Here is a 21,618-nt window from a genome sequence, read left to right as displayed (position 1 = left end):
AACCCTGCAACATCAATGGCTTGAAGGGTAAATCCGCTCCGTAATCCACCATGGTGGGGGTCGCTTCAGGCCTTCGCCCGGAAAACCATCACGCCATGCGTCTGTCCACGATCAAGCTGTCCGGATTCAAATCCTTCGTCGATCCGACCACGCTGCACCTGCCGACCAACATGACCGGCGTGGTGGGGCCCAATGGCTGTGGCAAATCGAACATCATCGACGCCGTGCGCTGGGTCATGGGCGAAAGCTCCGCCAGCCGCCTGCGCGGCGACTCGCTCACCGACGTCATCTTCTCCGGCTCCTCCGCCCGCAAGCCCGTCTCGCAGGCCACCGTCGAACTGATCTTCGACAACACCGACCACACCATCACCGGCGAGTACGCCTCGTTCAACGAGATCTCGGTGAAGCGTACCGTCAGCCGCGATGGCAGCAGCAACTACTACCTCAACGGCACCAAGTGCCGCCGCCGCGACATCACCGATCTGTTCCTCGGCACCGGCCTGGGGCCGCGCAGCTACTCGATCATCGAGCAGGGCATGATCAGCAAGATCATCGAGGCCCGGCCCGAAGACCTGCGTGTGTATCTGGAAGAAGCCGCCGGCATCTCCAAGTACAAGGAGCGCCGCAAGGAAACTGAAACCCGCATCCGGCATACCCGCGAAAACCTGGATCGCCTGGGCGACCTGCGCGAGGAAATCGGCAAGCAGCTCGAACACCTCAAGCGCCAGGCGCGCCAGGCCGAGCAGTACCAGGCGTTGCAGGAAGAGCGCAAGGTCAAGGATGCCGAGTGGAAGGCGCTGGAGTACCGCGGCCTGGATGGGCGCCTCGGGGGCCTGCGCGAAGCGCTGTCGCGCGAGGAAACGCGCCTGCAGCAGTTGATCGCCGAACAGCGTGACGCCGAAGCCCGCATTGAAACCAGCCGCCTGCGCCGCGAAGAAGCCTCCGATGCGCTCAACACCGCGCAGGCCGAGGTGTACCAGGTCGGCAGTACGCTGGCGCGCCTTGAGCAGCAGATCCAGCATCAGCGCGAGATGTCGCAGCGACTCAACAAGGCGCGCGATGAAGCCCAGCAGGCACTGGCCGATCTGGGCCAGCACATCAGTGGCGATGAGGCCAAGCTGATGGTGCTGCGCGAGGCGGTCGATGACGCCGAGCCGCGCCTGGAGCAGCTGCAGGAAGAGAACGAAATCAAGCAGGAAGCCCTGCGCGACGCCGAGGCCCGTCTGGCCGATTGGCAGCAGCGCTGGGAAGCCCATACCCGCAATACCTCGGAAGCCTCGCGCGCCGGTGAAGTTGAACGTACCCGCGTGGACTATCTGGACCGCCAGGTGCTGGAAGCCGACCGCCGCCGCGAGTCGCTGCAGGCCGAGCGCACCGGGCTGGATCTGGACGCATTGGCCGAGGTGTTCGAGGAGCTGCACATCCAGCACGAGACCCAGAAGGCCTCGCTGGACACGCTCAACGAACAGGTGGAAGAACGCAAACTTGTCGTGGCCGGGCTGCAGGATCGCCAGCGTACCGGCCAGACCGAGCTGGCCGAGATCCGCAAGCAGGCCCAGGCCGCACGCGGCCGTTTGTCCTCGCTGGAAACCCTGCAGCAGGCCGCGCTGGGCCAGGAGCAGGGCGCTGCGGTGGCATGGCTGAAGGCGCGTGGGCTGGATTCCGGCGCGCGCGTCGGTGAGCGCCTGACCGTGGAGAGTGGCTGGGAAAACGCCGTGGAAAGCGCGCTCGGTCAGCTGATCGAAGGTGTGTTGGTCGATGCACCGGAATCGCTGGTGGATGCGCTGGGCGAACTCGGCGAAGGCCGCATCGCGCTGGTCTCTGCCGAGCAGGCCGCGCTGGACGTCGCCCCGACCTCCTTGGCCGCGAAAGTGCAGGGCCCGACGGCGATCCGTCGCCTGCTGGCGCGCCTGCATGCCGCCGAGGATCTCGAGGCCGCGCGTGCACTGCAGGCGACGCTGGGTGAGGGCGATTCGGTCATTACCCGCGGTGGCGAGCGCTTGGGCGAGGGCTGGGTGCGCGTGTCGCGCTCCGGCGCGGCCAAGCAGGGCGCGCTGCTGCGTGAGCGCGAGATCGTCACCCTGCGCGAGCAGATTGAAACCCTGCAGGACCGCGAAGCGGCCCTGGAACAGCAGTTGTCCGGTTTCCGTGACCAGTTGCTGGCGGGTGAGCAGCAGCGCGAAGACGCGCAGCGCGAGCTGTACCTGGCGCATCGCAGCGTGTCCGAACTCGGCGGTCAGCTGCAGAGCCAGCAGGGCAAAGTGGAGGCCGCACGCACCCGCATCGATCGCATCGAAGGCGAGCTGGTGCAACTGCTGGAAACGCTGGATGCCGGCCGCGAGCAGGTGCGCGAAGCGCGCGCGCGGCTGGACGATGCGGTCACCAGCATGGGCGATCTGGAATCGGTCCGCGCCGCGCTGGAGGGCGAGCGCCGCCAGCTCACCGATGCGCGCGATCAGGCGCGCGACCAGGCGCGCAACGTACGCGAGGCGGCGCACTCGCTGGCACTGACCCTGGAATCACAACGGGCGCAGATCGCCTCGCTGAGCCAGGCACTGGAGCGCATGAGCACGCAGCGCGGGCAGCTGGATACCCGCTTGGGCGAACTGCACTCGCAGCTCGACGAAGGCGATTCGCCGGTCAAGACGCTCGAAGCCGAACACCAGAACGCGCTCGGCGAGCGCGTGCGTGCAGACCGCGTGCTCGGTGAGGCCCGTACGCTGCTGGATGGCATCGATGCCGAGCTGCGCACCTTCGAACAGACCCGCCATCAGCGCGACGAACAGGCGCTGGCGCAGCGCGAGCGGATTTCCCAGCGCAAGCTGGATCAGCAGGCGCTGGTGCTCAGCGCCGACCAGCTGTCGGCCTCGGTGGAGAAGGCCGGGTTCGTGCTGCAGGACGTGATCAACGGCCTGCCCGAGGATGCGCGCATCACCGACTGGGAGCAGACGGTCCATCAGATCGACGGCCGCATGCGCCGCCTGGAGCCGGTGAACCTGGCCGCCATCCAGGAATACGGCGAGGCCTCGCAGCGTTCGGAATACCTGGACGCCCAGAACACCGACCTCACCACCGCGCTGGAAACCCTGGAAGACGCGATCCGCAAGATCGACCGCGAGACCCGCGGCCGCTTCAAGGACACCTTCGACCGGGTCAATGCCGGCGTGCAGCAGCTGTATCCGCGCCTGTTCGGTGGTGGCCACGCGTATCTGGAATTGACAGGTGAAGACCTGCTCGACACCGGTGTTGCGATCATGGCGCGGCCGCCGGGCAAGCGGGTATCGAGCATCTCGCTGCTGTCCGGTGGCGAGAAGGCGATGACCGCGGTGGCGCTGGTGTTTGCGATCTTCCAGCTCAACCCGGCGCCGTTCTGCCTGCTGGACGAGGTGGACGCGCCACTGGACGAAGCCAACGTCGGCCGCCTGGCCAACATGGTCAAGGAAATGAGCGAGAAGGTTCAGTTCCTGTTTGTGAGCCACAACAAGGCCACGATGGAGGCGGCGCACCAGCTTTCCGGCGTGACCATGCGCGAACCGGGCGTCAGCCGACTGGTCAGTGTCGACCTGGAGGAAGCCGCACGATTGGCGGGCGCGGCGTGACGTGCCATCCTTAAGTACCTGAATGATTTAGCCGGAGAACCTCCCGAATGTCCGACATGGCACTGCTCCGCATCGGCATCCTGGCCGCCGGCCTGCTGTTGATCGCTGCGATCTTCCTGTTTGGCCGTCCGAAAAAGAAAATGCAGGGCCGCCGCGTCGAGGGTGCCGAAGGCACCAACGGCCAGCGCCGCGAGCCCGTACTGGGCGAGGGCGAGATCCCGGCCGACGGCGCTGCGCCCGTGGTGGGCGAAGACGGCGTGACCCAGCCCGAACTCGGCCTGCCCGAGGTGGATGCCGGTCCGGCCAGTGACCTTGGCAAGCGCACCACCCAGGATTTCGACAAGATCGTCTCGCTGTTCGTGGCCGCCCGTGCCGGTGAGCAGCTGCGTGGCGAAGACATCGTCGTCGCTGCGGAAAAGACCGGCCTGGTGTTCGGCCACATGAATGTCTTCCACCGTCTGGTCGAAGGCCACCCCGAGCGTGGCCCGATCTTCTCGATGGCCAGCATCATGAAGCCGGGCAGTTTCGACATGGCCAACATCCGCGAGATGGAAACGCCGGCGATCGCCTTCTTCTTGACCCTGCCGGCGCCGCTGACCGCGCTGGACGCCTGGGAAAAGATGCTGCCGACCGTGCAGCGCATGGGCGAACTGCTCGATGGCGTGGTGCTCGATGACAGTCGCAACGCCCTGGGCCGCCAGCGCATCGCGCACATCCGCGACGAACTGCGTGCCTACGACCGCCAGCACCAGGCCCCGCCGCTGACCAAAGCACCGCGTTGGTGATCATGTAGAGCCGACCAACGGTCGGCGCTACATTTACCCGTTGCGGCTGACCACCGCCTCGAACGCCTCACGGAACCGGGCCATCTCGGCCTCGGTGCCGACCGTTACCCGCACCCGCTGCGGCCAGATCGACCAGCTGCGGCCGATGACCACGCCGCGCTCGGCCATCGCCGCGGAAAATGCTGCGCCGTCGCGCTGCACATCGACCACGAAACAGTTCGCTTCGGAAGGCACGCAGGTAAAACCGCGCTTGCCCAGCCAGCTGATGGTCTCCTGCCGCACCACGGCATTCTCTGCGTTGCGCTGCGCAATCAACCCCGGATCGCGCAGGCTCGCCAGGCCGGCGGCCACCGCCGTGACCGGCAACGGGTTGTCGCCCAGGCTGGCCAGTTCCTTCAGCCGATCCGGATGCGCAGCTGCCACACCCAGGCGCAGGCCGGCCATGCCGTAGAGCTTGGAGAAGGTGCGCAGCACGATCACGTCATCGCGCTGCATCACCTGGGCAATCACCGAGCGTTGTTCGCTGTATTGCAGGTAGGCCTCATCGACCAGCACCCGGGTCTGCGCAGGCTTGTTGGCCAGCAGCCAGGCGATGTCGGCCGCCGGGGTGATCGAGCCGGTGGGATTGTTGGGGTTGCACAGGTACAGCAAGCCGGCATTGACCGTCGCGGCAGCCGCCGCCATCGCATGCACGTCGTGTGCCCCGTCGGCGCGCAGCGGCACCTTGGCCACGGTGGCCCCACGCGCAGCCGCAAGATCGCCCAGCGCCTCGAAGGTGGGATCAGCGACCACCAGCCCCGCGCCAGGCGAGGTCCAGAGCACTGCCGCCCGGTTCAGTGGCTCGCTTGAGCCCGGATACAGCCGCACGTGATCCTTGCCGATGCCTTCCTGCTGGGCGAGCAGGTCGCGCAGCTCGCCGGCCAGCGCAAACAGATACCGCCCGCTGCCGGCGACGATGTCGCGTGCCGCGGCCTGCGCGGCGGGCGATGGCCCATACGGGCATTCGTTGAAGTTCAGCAGCACCGGTCCCGCACTGGCGGGGAGCGTGCGCGACGGCGCGGCCGATGCAGGCAGTGCACCCAGGCCGGACAACGCAAGGCCGGTGCCGGCCAACTGCAGGAACGAGCGACGGGAAGCGACGAGGGCAGGGGTCACGGGGCACCGGAAACAAGGGGTTTGGCGCACGCTAGCGCCACGGCGGATCGGCGGCAAGCGTTCTTCACTGCGCGCAGGAGCGGGGGGAGGGGTAAAATTGAATGCCCCACCAGGATCGCCTTCCGCATGACCCCCAGCCCCGCCGCACGTGCCGACGTCCTGCGCCGCCAGATCGAGGAGGCCGGCAAGGCCTACCACGAGCGCGACGAGCAGCTGATTCCCGACGTCGAGTACGACCGGCTGGTGCGCGAGCTGGAAGCGATCGAGCAGGCGCACCCCGAGCTCATCACCGCAGACTCGCCCACCCGGCAGGTGGGGGGGAAGGCTTCTTCGCGCTTCGCCGAGGTCCGCCATGCGGTGCCGATGCTGTCGCTGGGCAACGCCTTCAGCGATGAAGAAGTCCAGGATTTCGTGCGCCGCATCAGCGAGCGCCTGCGCCGGAGCACGCTTTACTTCTCCGCCGAACCCAAGCTCGACGGCCTGGCGATCAGCCTGCGCTACGAGAATGGCCGCTTCGTCCAGGGCGCAACCCGGGGTGATGGCGCCACCGGTGAGGATGTCAGTGCCAACCTGCGCCAGATCAGCGTGATCCCGCAGGTGCTCAAAGGCGAGGGCTGGCCTGGGGTGTTGGAAGTACGCGGCGAGGTCTATATGGCCCGCGCTGATTTCGAGGCCTACAACGCCGATGCCCGCCTGCATGACGGCAAGGTGCTGGCCAATCCGCGCAATGCCGCGGCCGGCTCGCTGCGCCAGCTGGATCCGAAGATGAGCGCCAGGCGCAAGCTCAGTTTCTACGCCTATGGCATCGGCCAGGTCGACGGCGGTGAACTGCCGCCCACCCACTCGGCCACGCTGGCCCAGCTGCGTGCATGGGGCTTCCCGGTCAGCGACCTGTGCCAGGTGGTGGAGGGCGCGGAGGGGCTGCTCGCCTATTACCGTGATATCGGCGAGCGCCGCGATGGCCTGGCCTTCGATATCGATGGGGTGGTCTACAAGCTCGATGACCGTGCCGGCCAGGAACAGATGGGCTTCGTCGCGCGTGCACCGCGCTGGGCGATCGCGCACAAGTTCCCGGCGCAGGAACAGACCACCACGGTGGAGGCGATCGAGATCCAGATCGGCCGCACCGGTGCGGCGACTCCGGTGGCGCGTCTGGCGCCGGTCGCGGTAGCTGGCGTGATCGTCTCCAACGCGACGCTGCACAACGCCGACCAGATCGCGCGTCTGGATGTCCGCGTGGGCGATACGGTGATCGTGCGCCGCGCCGGCGATGTGATCCCGGAAGTGGTCAGCGTGATCGCCGATCGCCGCCCCGCCGGTACCACACCGTGGCAGATGCCCTCGCAGTGCCCGGTGTGCGGCTCGGAGATCGTCCGCGAAGAGGGCGAGGCCGCCTGGCGCTGCTCGGGTGAGTTGAGCTGCCCGGCGCAGCGCAAGGAAGCCATCGCGCACTTCGCCTCGCGCCGTGCGATGGATATCGACGGATTGGGCGGCAAGTACATCGAGACGCTGGTCGATGCCGGCATCGTGCGCGGCGTGTCGGATCTGTACCGTCTGCAGCGCGATCAACTGCTGCAGCTCAAGCTGGTGCTGGATGCCGAATCGCCCGAGGCGCTGGCCAGCCAGATCGGCCTGCATCTGCCGCCGGAAGGCAGTGGCGACTATCTCCGCGGGCTGCTCAAGCTGGATGGCAGCGATGCGGGATGGCGCGCGCAGGCGCTGGCGATGCCGGCCACGTTCACCTGGAACACGAAGAAGATCGCCACCAAGTGGGCCGACAATCTGATCGGCGCCATCGACGCCAGCCGTACCACCACGCTGGAGCGCCTGTTGTTCGCGCTGGGCATCGAGCATGTCGGTGAAAGCACCGCCAAGGCCCTGGCGACCTGGTTCGGCGATCTGCAGCTGATCCGCCACCTGCCGTGGCCGCTGTTCAAGCGCGTGCCCGATATCGGCGGCGAAGTCGCGCGCTCGCTCGGCCACTTCTTCGAACAGGCCGGCAACCAGGAGGCGATCGATGCCCTGCTGCAGGTCGGTCAGGTGCGCATCAGCGATGTGCACCCGCCGATCGCCAAGCTGCGCGAGGGTCTGGATTTCGCGCAGTTGTTGGTCGAGGCGGAGATTCCGGGCATCACCCGCCTGCGCGCCGAGAAGCTGGTCGCCGTGCTGCCGGACGCTGCCGCGCTGCTGGATGCCGAGCCGGTACGCTTCGTGGCCGCCGGCCTGCCCAACGAGGTGGCCATGGGCCTGGCCGACTGGCTGGACAGCGAGGGCCACGGCCCGATGTTGCTCAAGGCCGAGGAGTACCGCCAGAGGCTGCTGGCGCTGGCGCCGGAACAGGCCGAGCAGGCAGCAGGTCCGCTGGAGGGCCAGACCGCCGTGCTGACCGGAACGTTGTCGCAGATGAATCGCGATGAGGCCAAGGCGCGCCTGGAAGCGTTGGGCGCCAAGGTGGCCGGCAGTGTGTCCAAGAAGACCTCGTTCGTGGTGGCGGGCGCCGAGGCCGGCTCCAAGCTGACCAAGGCGCAGGAGCTGGGCGTGCCGGTCTGGGACGAAGACCAGCTGGTCGCTTTCCTCGCGCAGCATTGAACAAGAGAGATCGCATGCAGACCATTCCCCTTGATTTCCGCCTGGCCACCGTGGCTGACACCGCGCTGTTGATCGGGCTGATGCGTGATTTCTACGCCGAAGATAAACTCGATTTCGACGACACCCGGGTCCGCAATGCCTTGGCCGCACTGCTGGAAGATCCGCGCAATGGCGAAGTGTTGTTGTGGCTGGACGAGGCGGGCGCTGTGGTGGGTTATGGGGCGCTGGCGATGGGCTTCAGCCTGGAGCAGGGCGGTCATTTCGCGCTGCTGGACGAGCTCTACCTGGCCCATGCCGCGCGCGGCAGAGGGCGCGGCAAGCAGGCGCTGGCGATTCTGGAGCAGCGTGCCAATGCGCGGGGCGTGGAACGCATGCGCCTGGAGGTAAACCACCACAACGAACTGGCGCGCCGGTTGTACCTGGCCACCGGCTATGTGGATGACACCCGCGATCTGCTCACCCTGCCGTTGGCCCAGCGCCTGAAGGACGCGCGCGCATGATCGCCGCGCTGCGCCAGCGTGCCGCGCTCAACGCGCTGATCCGCAGCTTCTTCGCCGCGCGCGATGTGCTGGAGGTGGAAACGCCGATCCTCTCCGCCGCCGGCAATACCGAGCCGAACATCGACAGCTTCCACACCCGCTTCAGCGGGCACGTGGATGCAGGCACGCCGCAACGCTGGCTACGCACCTCGCCGGAGTTTCCGCTCAAGCGGCTGCTCGCCGCCGGGGTGGGGGACTGTTACGAACTCGGCCGCGTGTTCCGTAATGGCGAGGCCGGTGGCCGCCACAACCCCGAGTTCACCATGCTGGAGTGGTATCGGGTCGGCTGGGATCAACGCCGCTTGATGGGCGAGACCGCCGAGCTGGTGCGCGCCGCGCTGCAGCTGGTCCAGCGCGAGGCCACGTTGGAGGTGATCGATTACCGCGGTCTCTACCAGCGGCACATCGGGCTGGACCCGTTCCAGGCCAACCTGGAACAGCTGCAGGCGCCGCTGGCCGAGATCCGCATCGATGCCGATGGGCTCACCCGCGACGATTGGCTCGATCTGCTGATGACCCACTGCATCCAGCCGCACTTCCGTGACGACACCATGACGGTCGTGCATGACTGGCCCGCGACCCAGGCGGCACTGGCCCGGATCCGTCCCGGTACACCGCCCCTGGCCGAGCGTTTCGAGCTGTACCTGGGCAGTGTCGAACTGGCCAATGGCTATCACGAGCTGAACGACGCGGTTGAGCAACGCGCGCGTTTCGAGCGCGACCATGCGATACGCACCGCACGTGGCGACGTGCTGCCGCCGCTGGATGAACACCTGCTCGCAGCGCTGCCGGACCTGCCCGATTGCGCGGGTGTCGCGGTCGGTGTGGACCGCTTGTTGATGGCGATGAACGGCACCGGCCGGATCGCCGATGTGCTGGCTCTGGATTTCGCCCACGCCTGAGGCGTTTTGACGCATTCGCGTCTTGCGCGGCCTGCATGATGATGCTCTGATCACACCGGATGTCCGAAGGTGGTCAGGTGATCGTTCAGGCGTGGCAGGGATCGAGTTGATGAAGCTGTTGGTAGGCGCGGGCATGCCCTTGTGGCCGGTGTTGCTGTGGACTGCGCTGATGCCGGAGACGGCCCTCGCGCAGGCGGGCGGCTATGCCGGCGAAGTGGTGCGCTGCGAATCGCGCGATATGGGATGGGTGCACTGCGATATTCCCACCGAGCGCGGCGTGGATCTGATCCGCCAGCTGTCCGACAACAGTTGTGTGCGTGGCTCGGAGTGGGGCACCGATCGCTCCGGCGTCTGGGTCACCTTGGGCTGCCGCGCTGAGTTCCGCGCGCGCACGGCCGTTGCCGCCACCCGCGCCGATGGAGAGCGTCGCACGCGCCGCGTCGTGCGCTGTGAATCCAATGGCCGCCCGCAGAGCTGTCCGGTGGTGTTGCAGGGTGCGCCGGTGCGCCTGCTTCGCCAGCTCACCTCGCTGCCGTGTCGCGAAGGTCACAGCTGGGGCTACCGCCGCAACGAGATCTGGGTGACCCGCGGTTGCCAGGGCGAGTTCGAGGTCGGTGCCGCCGATGGCAGCGGCTTCCTCAACGTGCCACGCATTCTCGTCTGCGAATCCAAATCCCGTCAGCGCCGCTTCTGTGGCGCCGGGATCACCCACGGTGCCACGCTCAACAAGCAGCTCTCCGGCACGCCCTGCGAGCAGGGCAGCAGTTGGGGCTGGGACAGCCGCGGGGTATGGGTGGACAAGGGCTGCCGCGCCGAGTTCGCGGTCAACTGAGCACGCGATTCCGCCCGCATCGGCGCGCCGCTACAATGGGCCGATGAACGCATCCACCGATATCGATTACGCCCGTTACGACCATATCCGCCCGATCCTGTGGACCGGCGAGAGCCTGCAGCTGCTCGACCAGCGCAAACTGCCGTTCATTGTCGAGCACGTGGAGTGCCGCGACAGCGATGCAGTCGCCGAGGCCATCCACGCGCTGACCGTGCGCGGCGCGCCGGCCATCGGCATTGCGGCCGCCTGGGGTGTGGTACTGGCGGCCAACGAGGTGCAGGCCGATGATGGCGCCCAGGCGCTGCTGAAGCTGGAACCGGCGCTGCAGCGCCTCAATGCCTCCCGCCCGACCGCCGTGAATCTGGCCTGGGCGCTGGCCCGGATGCGCCGCGCGCTGGCCCCGGCCGGTGCCGACTGGCAGCAGGTGCTGGCTGCCGAGGCGCAGGCGATCGCCGAGGAGGACCTGGCTGCCAACCGTCACATGGGCGCGCTGGGCGCTTGCTTGATCGAGGCGGGCAGCGGCGTGCTGACCCACTGCAACACCGGCTCGCTGGCCACCGCCGGCTTCGGTACCGCGTTGGGCGTGATCCGTGCCGGCATGGCCCAGCACCGCATCGCCCGCGTGTTCGCCGGTGAGACCCGGCCGTGGCTGCAGGGCGCGCGCCTGACCGTGTGGGAGCTGCAGCAGGACGGCATCGACGCCACCCTGATCGCCGATTCGGCGGCCTCGCACCTGATGAAGACCGGTGCGGTGCAGTGGGTCATCGTGGGTGCGGACCGCATCTGCGCCAACGGGGATACCGCCAACAAGATCGGCACCTACCAGCTGGCCATCGCCGCCCGCCACCACGGCGTGAAGTTCATGGTGGTGGCGCCGTCCTCCACAGTGGACATGGACACCGCCGACGGCGAGCAGATCGAGATCGAGCAGCGCGACCCGGGCGAGCTGTACGGCGTGGGCGGCACCCGCACCGTGGCCGAGGGCATCGCCGCCTGGAACCCGGTGTTCGATGTCACCCCGGGCAGCCTGATCGATGCCATCGTGACCGAACGCGGGGTGATCCTGAGCCCGACAGTGGCCAACATGCAGGCCGCCTTCGGCTGAGGCCTGCTGCGGCCCGCGCCACGACCAAGGGTCGTGGCCTGCCCGGTAGCGGCCAACCGTTGGTCGGTACCGCCGATGAGCATGGGTCGGTACCCACCCCAGCGTCCGGCAACGCCCTCGTAAGTTCCTGATTCTTGCCGGTAAAACCCCCGTAAAAGCAGGCGGAGAACGGCCTGCTGTGGTAGAATCCAACGGTTAATCGAGATTCCGGCGCAACTGCCCCGAAAGGGCGGTCGTGACGGACTGGACCGCTACCAGACAACGGAACCCGAATGGCAGAAACCGCCAAGGAAATCATCCAGGTCAACCTGGAAGACGAGATGCGCAAGAGTTACCTCGATTACGCGATGAGCGTGATCGTGGGGCGCGCACTCCCGGATGCGCGCGATGGCCTCAAGCCGGTGCATCGCCGCGTGCTGTTCGCGATGAGTGAACTCAACGCGCACGCCAACAAGCCTTACTTCAAGTCGGCGCGTATCGTCGGTGACGTCATCGGTAAGTACCACCCGCATGGCGATCAGTCGGTGTACGACACGCTGGTGCGTCTGGCGCAGCCGTTCTCGCTGCGTTACATGCTGGTCGATGGCCAGGGTAACTTCGGCTCGGTCGACGGCGACTCCGCCGCTGCGATGCGATACACCGAAGCCCGCATGTCCAAGCTCACCCATGAGCTGATGGCGGACATCGAGAAGGAAACGGTCGATTTCCAGCCCAACTACGACGAGAAGGAACTGGAGCCGACGGTCATGCCGACCCGGTTCCCGAACCTGCTGGTCAATGGTTCGGCCGGTATCGCGGTGGGCATGGCGACCAACATCCCGCCGCACAACCTGACCGAATCGATCAACGCCTGCATCGCGCTGATCGACAATCCCGAGATCGACGTCGACGGCCTGATGGAGTTCATCCCGGGCCCGGACTTCCCGACCGCAGGCATCATCAACGGCACCGCCGGCATCGTTGCCGGGTACCGGACCGGTCGTGGCCGTGTGCGCATCCGCGCCAAGGCCGAGGTCGAAGTGGCTGACAACGGCCGCGAATCGATCATCGTGACCGAGATCCCGTACCAGGTGAACAAGGCCCGGTTGATCGAGAAGATCGCCGAGCTGGTCAAGGAAAAGAAGCTCGAAGGCATCAGTGAACTGCGCGATGAGTCCGACAAGGACGGCATGCGCATCTTCATCGAGATCAAGCGTGGCGAGTCGGCGGAAGTGGTGTTGAACAACCTCTACCAGCAGACCCAGATGGAGTCGGTGTTCGGCATCAACATGGTGGCGCTGGTGGATGGCCGCCCGCAGTTGATGAACCTCAAGCAGATGCTCGAGGCCTTCGTGCGTCACCGCCGCGAAGTGGTCACCCGCCGCACCGTGTTCGAGCTGCGCAAGGCGCGTGCCCGTGCGCACGTGCTGGAAGGCCTGACCGTCGCGCTGGCCAACATCGACGAGATGATCGAACTGATCAAGACCTCGCCGAACCCCACCGAAGCGCGCGAACGCATGCTCGCCCGCCTGTGGGAGCCGGGCCTGGTCGGCTCGATGCTGGGCGCCGCCGGTGCCGAAGCGTCGCGTCCGGATGATCTGCCCAAGGGTGTGGGCCTGCTCGAGGGCGGCTACCAGCTGACCGAGATCCAGGCGACCCAGATCCTGGAAATGCGCCTGCATCGCCTGACCGGGCTGGAGCAGGACCGCCTGACCGACGAGTACAAGCAGCTGCTGGAAGTGATCGCCGGGCTGATCGAAATCCTGGAAGATCCCGACCGTCTGCTGCAGGTAATCCGCGAAGAGCTGATCAACGTGCGTACCGAGTTCGGTGACGAACGCCGCACCGAGATCCGCCACAGCGAAGAAGACCTGGACATCCTCGACCTGATCGCCCCGGAAGACGTGGTGGTCACCCTGTCGCACGCCGGCTATGCCAAGCGCCAGCCGGTCAGCGCCTACCGGGCCCAGCGCCGCGGTGGCCGTGGCCGCAGCGCCGCGTCGACCAAGGAAGAGGATTTCATCGAACAGCTGTGGCTGGTCAACACGCACGATACGTTGCTGACCTTCACCAGTGCGGGCAAGGTATTCTGGCTGCCGGTGCATCAGCTGCCGGAAGCCGGTTCCAACGCCCGTGGCCGCCCGATCATCAACTGGATTCCGCTGGAAGCCGGTGAGCGGGTGCAGGCCGTGCTGCCGGTCCGCGAGTATGCCGAAGGCCAGTTCGTGTTCTTCGCCACCCGCAACGGCACCGTCAAGAAGACCCCGCTCAGCGAGTTCGCCTTCCGTCTGGCACGCGGCAAGATCGCGATCAACCTCGATGAGGGTGACGCGCTGGTCGGCGTCGGCCTGACCGACGGTGAGCGCGACATCCTGCTGTTCGCCTCCAACGGCAAGACCGTGCGCTTTGGTGAGGACAAGGTCCGCTCGATGGGCCGTACCGCTACCGGCGTGCGCGGCATCAAGATGCCCAAGGGCGAGGAAGTGGTCAGTCTGATCGTGGCCGAGAGTGCAGGCGGCAGTGAAGACGAGAACGAGGATGAAAGCCAGGTCGACGAGACCGTGATCGACAGCGGCGATGCCGTGATCGAGAACGGGGCTGACGATGACAACGCGCTGTACATCCTGACCGCGACCGAGAACGGCTACGGCAAGCGCACCCCGCTGCCGGATTACCCACGCAAGGGCCGTGGCACGCAGGGCGTGATCGGCATCCAGACCACCGAGCGCAACGGCAAGCTGGTGCGTGCGGTGCTGATGGGGCCGCGCGACGAAGTGCTGCTGATTTCCGATGGTGGCACCCTGGTGCGCACCCGTGGTTCGGAAATCTCGCGCGTCGGCCGCAACACGCAGGGCGTGACCCTGATCCGTCTGTCCAAGGAAGAGAAACTCCAGGCGGTTGAACGCATGGACGCCTCGCTGGACGAGGGTGTGGAAGAAGAGACACCGGCAGCCATCGAGGCCAGCCCGGCAGTGACACCCCCGGAGGCGTAAGCCCTGCCAGTGGGAGTCATACGGAGAACGCCGGCACACGCCGGCGTTTTTCGTTGTGGGGCAGGGGCTTGCCGGGTTTCATCGTCGGCTGTGCCGACGTTGGCGACCGCTGCAAAGAACGCGCAACGTTCACGACCCCGGTGGGATAAGAGCCGCGGGGCCGGCAGCAATGTCGGCGATCTTCGCGCTTCAGGAGAGACCGATGTCCACCACGACGCAGACCCGCCGCACCCGCCATTGGCTGGTGGCTGTGCTGGCCATTGTCATTCTGTTGCTGGGGGTTGTATTCACCGCAGGGGGCGCTTGGCTCGCCAGCCTCGGTGGTTCCTGGTACTACGTGCTGGCCGGTGTCGGCCTGTTGATCTCTGGCGTACAGCTGTGGCGGGGCCGTTACAGCGGCGCGCTGTGGTTTGCGCTGGTGTTCGTCGGCACGCTGCTGTGGACATGGTGGGAGTCAGGCAGCAATTACTGGCGCTGGGTACCGCGCCTGGGCCTGATCGTGGCCATCGGCTTCGTGCTGTCGCTGCTGTTGCCCACGCTGGATCGCCCGGTCTCACGCAAGGTCTCGCGTAGCATCGCCGGCGTGCTCGCGCTCGTGTTCGTCGCCGCCTTCACCCTGGCCTTCGTGCCGCACGGCGTTACAGCCGCCGAGGGCGCGTTCCCCGAACCGATGACCAGCACCGGCCTGGCACCGACCGCCGATGCGCCCCTGCAGCCGGCCGACCGCCCGGTGGATGGCGACTGGGCCGCCTATGGTCGCAACAATGCCGCCACGCGCTTCTCGCCGCTGCAGCAGATCACCCCGGATAACGTGGCCAAGCTGGAGCAGGCCTGGTTGTTCCGCACCGGTGATCTGCCGGAGAAGCGCTGGGGCGCGGAAACCACGCCGCTGAAAGTCGGCGACAGCCTCTACCTGTGCACCGCGCGCAATCAGCTGGTCGCGCTCAACGCGGCCGATGGCACCGAGCGCTGGCGCTACGACCCGAAGATCAAGGACACGTCCATTCCGTACACCGCGGCCTGCCGTGGCGTCTCCTATTACGAAGTGCCGGCCACCGCGCAGGACACCGCGCTGAACGATGTCGCCGCCGATCTTGCCGTCCCCAGTGGCGTGCCGGTGCTGACCCAGGTGCCGCGCGGCGCCTGTGCCGCCCGCATCATTGAAGGCACCCTGGATGGCCGCCTGATCGCGGTCGATGCCGCCACCGGCAAGCTGTGCACAGGCTTCGGCAACAACGGTCAGGTGGACATCACCGTTGGCATGGGCGACAGCCCCGCCGGCTATGTCTCCATCACCTCGCCGCCGGCGATCGTGCAGGGCGTGATCGTGACCGGCCACCAGGTGCTGGATGGCCAGCGCCGCGACGCCCCCTCGGGCGTGATCCAGGCCTACGATGCCGTGACCGGCAAGCTGCGCTGGGCGTGGGATATGGTCCGCCCGGAACGCAACGGCGCACCGCCGGCCGGCGAGACCTATACCCGCGGCACCCCGAACATGTGGACCACCGCGACCGGTGACGACGAACTCGGCCTGGTCTACCTGCCGATGGGCAACTCGGCCGGCGATTACTGGAGTGGCTCGCGCACCGAGAACGAAAACAGATACGCCACGTCGCTGGTCGCCATCGACGTCAACACCGGCAAGCCGGCCTGGCACTTCCAGGCCGTGCGCAAGGACGTCTGGGATTACGACATGGGTTCGCAGGCGACCCTGATCGACTACCCGACCGCCGCCGGCAAAGTCCCGGCGCTGCTGCTGCCGACCAAGCAGGGCGACATGTACATCCTCGACCGCCGCACCGGCAAGCTGCTGACCCCGGCCGAAGAGCGCAAAGTGCCCACCGGCGGCGTCGAGCCGGAGCAGCGTTCCCCGACCCAGCTGTTCTCGCTGTATCACACGCTGCGCAAGCCGGACCTCACCGAGCGCGACATGTGGGGCATGACCCCGATCGATCAGCTGGTGTGCCGCATCCAGTTCCGCGAGGCCAGCTACGAAGGTTTCTACACCCCGCCGACCGCGGACCGTCACTCCATCGAATATCCCGGCTACAACGGTGGCTCGGACTGGGGCAGCGTGGCCGTGGATCCGCGCCGCGGCGTGATCGTGGCCAACTACAACGACATGCCCAACTACAACCGGCTGGTGCCGCGCGAAAAGGCGGACAAGCTGGGTTGGGTGCCGCGCGAGGAGATCACCGCCGACAAGGGCGGTGCCGAAGGCGCAGGCGATCCGCAGGTGGGCACGCCGTACGCCATCGACGTCAACGCTGGCTGGCGCCTGCCGTTCACCAAGCTGCTGTGCAAGGAGCCGCCGTACGGTGGCATCCGCGCGGTCGACCTGCGTACCGGCAAGACCCTGTGGGACCGCCCGTTCGGCAGCGCCCGTGGCAATGGCCCGTTCGGCATCCGCTCCGGCCTGCCGATCGAGATCGGCACGCCGAACAACGGTGGCTCGGTGGTCACCGCCAGCGGACTGATCTTCATTGCGGCCGCGACCGACGATCTGCTGCGCGCGATCGACCTGAAGACCGGCAAGGAACTCTGGCACACCAAACTGCCGGCCGGTGGGCAGGCCAACCCGATGATCTATGAATTTGGCGGGCGCCAGTATGTGGTCATCATGGCCGGTGGCCACCACTTCATGGAAACCCCGGCTGGCGATTACGTGATCGCTTACGCGCTGCCCAAAGGGTGAGGAGAGCCCCCGGCGCTACGCCGGTACCCGCACCATCTTACGCATCAGATGCTCCACTACACCGGCTGGATTCGCCGTGCGGCCCACATGCGTGCTCGACATCTGCACCACCGAGCTGCGTTTGGCGGTCAAGAAATGGAAACGTGCACGCGCCGGCAACTGCGCGATGGGGCCTGCGTTCGCATCGCCGCGGCAGATTGCCACGATGGCATCCAGCCACGGCTGCAGCCCTTCAATATCCAGGGCGGGCGCGAAGGCGCGCAGCCGGTCCAGATCCAGTTCGATCGCCGCTTCCAGGTGCTTGGCGCCCGGGCAGGACACGATGACCCCGACGTTGATGAACTCTTCGCGTTCCACGCGGGGCACCACGCGGATCACCGCATAGTCATACGTGTGCAGTGTGGGCACGGACGGCCTCCTGTACAAAGGCCGCGCGAACGCGAAGGCGGTGTTGCAGGTAATCGACATAGGCCTGGCGGTAGGCGGCCGGGCTGTCGAACACGGGTTCATCCACCAGCCAGCTGTCCGGCACCAGGCCGACGATGCGTTCGATCTCCGCATCGGGCAGCATCACCGCAAGACCGGCATCGACCTCGGCAATCTGCGTGGCGAAGGGCAGCAGTACATGATCGCGGATCAGCACGAAGGGCTTCTTGCAGGCCTCGCCCGCACTGGCCCAATCGTGATGGAAGTACATTGCTGCACCATGGTCGATCAGGTACAGCTTGCGATGCCACACCATCAGGTTGGGATTGCGCGCGGTGCGGTCCACGTTGCTGGTGAACGCATCGAACCACACGATCTTCGAGGCGAGTTCCGCATCGGGCTGCATCGCGGCCGGGTCGTAGTTGATCGCGCCGGGCAGGTAATCACTGCCCAGGTTCAGGCCTTCGCTGGCGCGGATCAGGTCCTGGATCTCCGGGTCCGGCTCGGTCCGCGCGAACTCGCGGTCGAGCTCGACGAACACGATCTCGGGGATCGGCAGGCCCAGCGTCCGCGCGATCTCGCCGGCGATCAGCTCGGCGATCAGGGCCTTCGGCCCTTGGCCAGCGCCGCGGAATTTGAGCACCACCATGCCGTCGTCGTCGGTCTCGACCACGGCGGGCAGGGAGCCGCCTTCGCGCAGCGGGGTGACATAACGAAGGGCGTGCACGGTTCGCACAGCGGCACCCGGAAGCAATGGAACGACAAGGGTACCGCACCGCGATACCGGTCTCGATGGCCGCCTGCGGCAGGCTTTGCCGGATCAGGTGAAAAGCCGCCGGCCATTTCTTCTGGCCCATCCTCGGGAAGGACGGCAGTGCTAGATTCGAGACGTGCCGACCGACGACCCTGCCGCGCCGGCTCCCACCATATCCAAGGGGACACGCATGCTTGCTCGTACGTTCTGGTCCACGGCGTTCACCGTGACAGCCTTCGCCACGCTGGGCACGATGCCCGCCCATGCCAGTGGCTACGCCACACCACCGGAGCGCCTGCTCAAGGTGCTCAAGGCACCGCCGCCGCCGATACCCAGCGTCGACCCGACCGGCCAGCGCCTGCTGCTGACCACCACGCAGACCTATCCCTCGATCACCCGCGTCGCCCAGCCGTACCTGAAGCTGGCCGGTGTGCGCCTGGAGCCGAAGAACCGCAGCCGCCACGACACCCCGGGTGGTTACGGCATTCCACCGTGCGTCGGTGACTTCACCGTGGTGGAGACCCTCAGCGGCCGCTCTACCAAGGTGGCGCTGCCCAACGGGTGTGCCGGCATGGCGCAGTGGTCGGCCGACGGCCAGCGCTTCGCGTTCCAGAATGTGGTCGATGACAGCGTGCAGCTGTGGGTCGGCGATGCGGTCACCGGCCAGGTCCGCCAGGTGCCCAACGTGGCGCTCAACCCGATCTTCGGCAGCACCGTGCAGTGGCTCGGTGGCAGCCAGCAGTTGCTGGTCAAGCTGGTGCCTGCCACGCAGGGCCCGGCACCGTCTGCGGACGGTGCGATCGGCCCGGACATCCAGGAGTCGCTGGGCACGGCCGGCGAAAGCAGCACCTACGAAGCCCGCGATACGCTGACCAGTGCCCACGACGAGGCGATGTTCGCGTACTACGGCCAGTCGCAGCTGGCGGTCGTGGATACCACCTCCAACACCGTGCGCACCGTGGGTGCCCCGGCGTTGCTGGACAGCGTCGGGGCCGCACCGGATGGCGTGCATGTGCTCACCAGCACGCTCAAGGCACCGTTCTCGCACGCGGTGACCTACCAGCGTTTCGCCAATGACGTGGCGGTGCTGGATCTCGCCAGCGGCCGCAGCACGCCGATTGCCAGCCTGCCGCTGGCCGACCGCGTACCGGTACACGGCGTGCCGGAAGGCCCACGCGATTTCGATTGGCGCGCCACCGATCCAGCCACACTGGTCTACGCCGAGGCGCTGGACAAGGGCGACTGGAAAGTCACCGTCCCGCATCGCGACCGCGTGCTGATGCTCAAGGCTCCGTTCACCGCCAAGCCGACGGAGATCGCCCGCACCGCGCAGCGCTTCGAAGGCCTTGCCTGGACCGCGCAGCCGGACGTTGCCTTCCTTGATGAGAACGACGAGAACCGGCATTGGCGCCAGACCCGCATCGTCAACGTGGACAAGCCGAAGCAGGAAGGTCGCCTGCTGTGGGATCTTTCCAGCGATGAGTTGTACGAGGACCCGGGCAATTTCGTTTACCAGCGCCTGCCCAACGGCGCCTACGTGGTGCGCCAGGAAGGCAACAGCGTGTTCCTGCGCGGGCAGGGTGCTTCGCCGCAGGGGGATCGTCCCTTCCTGGATGCACTCAACCTCGGCAGCCTGAAAACCGAGCGCCTGTTCCGCAGCGATGCCGATGCCTATGAGCAGTTCATCGGCTTCAGCGCGATGCCTGGCCACCTCCTCACGTGGCACCAGTCGGTGACCGATGCGCCGAATGCGTTCGTGCGCCTGTTGGGCGAGCGGGTCGCCGCCGCCACGCCGGGCGAAGCGCAGTTCGCGTCGAAGCCGGACGCACTGACCCACCTGGTGGACCCGACCCCCGAAGTGCGTCAGATCAAGAAGCGCCTGGTGACCTACAAGCGCGCCGATGGCGTGGACCTGTCGTTCACCCTGTACACGCCGCCGGGTTACAAGGAAGGCCAGCGCGTCCCAGCGATTCTCTACGCGTACCCGGCCGACTTTGCCAACGCGGCGCAGGCGGGGCAGGTGTCCGGTTCGCAGCAGACCTTCACCCGCCTGGCGCCGTACCGGCTGATGCTGCTGGCCGGCTACGCGATCATCGACAACGCCTCGTTCCCGATCGTCGGCGACCCGAAAACCGCCTACAACACGTATCTGGAACAGCTTGAAGCCGATGCGAAGGCCGCAGTGGACAAGGCCGTGGAGCTGGGCGTGGTCGACCGCAACCGGATCGGTGTCACCGGGCACAGCCACGGGGGTCTGATGACCGCCAACCTGATCGCGCATACCGACCTGTTCAAGGCCGGGGTCGCCACCAGTGGTTCGTACAACAAGACGTTCACCCCGTTCGGCTTCCAGAACGAGCGTCGCTCGGTGTGGCAGGCACAGGACGTGTACCTGAAGGCCTCGCCGTTCTTCTACGCCGACAAGATCAAGCTGCCGCTGCTGCTGGTCCACGGCGAGGATGATGCCAATCCGGGCACCGAGCCGTTCCAGTCGCGCAAGCTGTTCCAGGCGATTCGCGGCAATGGCGGCACCACCCGCCTGGTGATGCTGCCGCACGAACCGCACTGGTACACCGCACTGGAATCCAATGAGCAGCTGGTGTCGGAAATGCTCACCTGGTTCGACACCTATGTGAAGAATGCGCCGCCGGCCAAGCACTGAGGCGAGACACCGGTAGCGCCGCTGGTCAGTCGGCTGCGCTTCGCATCAGACCCACGGCCGCCCTCAATGGGCGGCCGTTCTGCATTCCTGGGCGGGGGATGGAATTACACTCGGATCAGACCACAAGGATGCAGGCATGGATATCCAGTCTTGGGGACCGGCGGGCAGCGGTGTCGTCGGCGGCATCATCGCCACATGGCTCGTCGCGTACTGGGCGAGGGGACTGCAGACGCACTACCGTGGCTGGTCCCGGGCCGCGCTGCGGCGCCGTCACCGCACCACGATCCGGGCCGCCAACATCCTGCTCTTCGTGGGGTTGTTCAGTGGCTTGGCCCTGTACCTGCTGGGCGGATTCGCCAGCAACGATCACCGGCCGGCATTGCTCGGCTTCGGGCTCGCGTCGCTGTTGCCCCTGCTGGCACTGGTCGTCATTCCGTTCCTGACCGGTCGAAGCATACGGGAAGCGTTCGTCGCCTTCGCGATCGGCCAAGGGGCGCCGGTATGGGCCACCTATCTGCCGCTGGCTGGCGGCCTGGTCTGTCTGGTCGTGGCACTGGTGGGCTTTCTTCCCATCGGCCGTTGAGATGGCGGACAGCGGACCGA

The 21,618-nt window shown here is 66.8% G+C and carries 14 protein-coding genes; 11 read left to right on the top strand and 3 right to left on the bottom strand.

Features of this window, described 5'->3' with window-relative positions:
- Positions 1-95 precede the first annotated feature (95 nt).
- Positions 96-3,599, top strand: a complete 3,504-nt coding sequence (smc, locus tag BCL79_RS04275; RefSeq protein ID WP_121037845.1) for a chromosome segregation protein SMC — start codon at positions 96-98, stop codon at positions 3,597-3,599.
- A 47-nt stretch (positions 3,600-3,646) separates the two neighbouring features.
- Positions 3,647-4,384, top strand: a complete 738-nt coding sequence (zipA, locus tag BCL79_RS04270; protein WP_121037842.1) for a cell division protein ZipA — start codon at positions 3,647-3,649, stop codon at positions 4,382-4,384.
- Between the two features lie 33 nt (positions 4,385-4,417).
- Here zipA and BCL79_RS04265 read toward each other — a convergent pair whose 3' ends face one another.
- A complete protein-coding gene (locus tag BCL79_RS04265; protein ID WP_121037840.1) occupies positions 4,418-5,539 on the bottom strand; it encodes a pyridoxal phosphate-dependent aminotransferase in 1,122 nt (373 codons plus the stop codon).
- A gap of 126 nt (positions 5,540-5,665) precedes the next feature.
- Between BCL79_RS04265 and ligA the strand changes: the two genes are divergently transcribed.
- The 7 genes from ligA (at position 5,666) to BCL79_RS04230 (ending at position 17,173) form a co-directional block, all read left to right on the top strand.
- Positions 5,666-8,128 carry an NAD-dependent DNA ligase LigA gene (gene ligA, locus BCL79_RS04260; RefSeq protein WP_121037838.1) on the top strand — a complete coding sequence of 821 codons (2,463 nt, stop codon included), beginning with the start codon at positions 5,666-5,668 and terminating at the stop codon, positions 8,126-8,128.
- Between the two features lie 14 nt (positions 8,129-8,142).
- Positions 8,143-8,628, top strand: coding sequence for a GNAT family N-acetyltransferase (locus BCL79_RS04255; RefSeq protein WP_121037835.1), 486 nt, complete (start codon positions 8,143-8,145; stop codon positions 8,626-8,628).
- A complete protein-coding gene (gene epmA, locus BCL79_RS04250) occupies positions 8,625-9,569 on the top strand; it encodes an EF-P lysine aminoacylase EpmA (RefSeq protein WP_121037832.1) in 945 nt (314 codons plus the stop codon). The genes BCL79_RS04255 and epmA overlap by 4 nt, the downstream gene beginning before the upstream one ends.
- Positions 9,570-9,678: 109 nt before the next feature.
- A complete protein-coding gene (locus tag BCL79_RS04245; RefSeq protein WP_121037829.1) occupies positions 9,679-10,401 on the top strand; it encodes a DUF3011 domain-containing protein in 723 nt (240 codons plus the stop codon).
- Positions 10,402-10,444: 43 nt separating this feature from the next.
- Positions 10,445-11,506 (top strand): S-methyl-5-thioribose-1-phosphate isomerase, encoded by a 1,062-nt coding sequence (mtnA, locus tag BCL79_RS04240; protein WP_121037826.1) that lies wholly within the window; start codon positions 10,445-10,447, stop codon positions 11,504-11,506.
- A gap of 272 nt (positions 11,507-11,778) precedes the next feature.
- Positions 11,779-14,478 carry a DNA gyrase subunit A gene (gene gyrA, locus BCL79_RS04235; RefSeq protein ID WP_121037823.1) on the top strand — a complete coding sequence of 900 codons (2,700 nt, stop codon included), beginning with the start codon at positions 11,779-11,781 and terminating at the stop codon, positions 14,476-14,478.
- A 202-nt stretch (positions 14,479-14,680) separates the two neighbouring features.
- Positions 14,681-17,173 (top strand): membrane-bound PQQ-dependent dehydrogenase, glucose/quinate/shikimate family, encoded by a 2,493-nt coding sequence (locus BCL79_RS04230; RefSeq protein ID WP_121037820.1) that lies wholly within the window; start codon positions 14,681-14,683, stop codon positions 17,171-17,173.
- Between the two features lie 15 nt (positions 17,174-17,188).
- On the opposite strand, the gene BCL79_RS04225 is transcribed toward BCL79_RS04230, so the two are convergent.
- Entirely contained in the window at positions 17,189-17,581 is a 393-nt protein-coding gene (locus tag BCL79_RS04225; RefSeq protein ID WP_121037817.1) for a DUF3037 domain-containing protein, read from the bottom strand.
- The gene (locus tag BCL79_RS04220) at positions 17,559-18,335 is read right to left on the bottom strand and encodes a HipA family kinase (RefSeq protein WP_121037814.1); all 777 of its coding nucleotides are present in this window, start codon (positions 18,333-18,335) and stop codon (positions 17,559-17,561) included. The genes BCL79_RS04225 and BCL79_RS04220 overlap by 23 nt, the downstream gene beginning before the upstream one ends.
- A 208-nt stretch (positions 18,336-18,543) precedes the next feature.
- On the opposite strand from BCL79_RS04220, the gene BCL79_RS04215 reads away from it, so the two are divergent.
- Positions 18,544-21,015, top strand: a complete 2,472-nt coding sequence (locus BCL79_RS04215) for a S9 family peptidase (protein ID WP_121037812.1) — start codon at positions 18,544-18,546, stop codon at positions 21,013-21,015.
- A 136-nt stretch (positions 21,016-21,151) separates the two neighbouring features.
- Positions 21,152-21,598 carry a hypothetical protein gene (locus BCL79_RS04210; RefSeq protein WP_121037809.1) on the top strand — a complete coding sequence of 149 codons (447 nt, stop codon included), beginning with the start codon at positions 21,152-21,154 and terminating at the stop codon, positions 21,596-21,598.
- Positions 21,599-21,618: the final 20 nt, after the last annotated feature.

Source organism: Stenotrophomonas rhizophila (assembly GCF_003651185.1).
GTDB classification, from domain to species: Bacteria; Pseudomonadota; Gammaproteobacteria; order Xanthomonadales; family Xanthomonadaceae; genus Stenotrophomonas; species Stenotrophomonas maltophilia_Z.
Note: the sequence above shows the minus strand (reverse complement) of the source record. Positions and strands in the feature narration are given on the sequence as shown.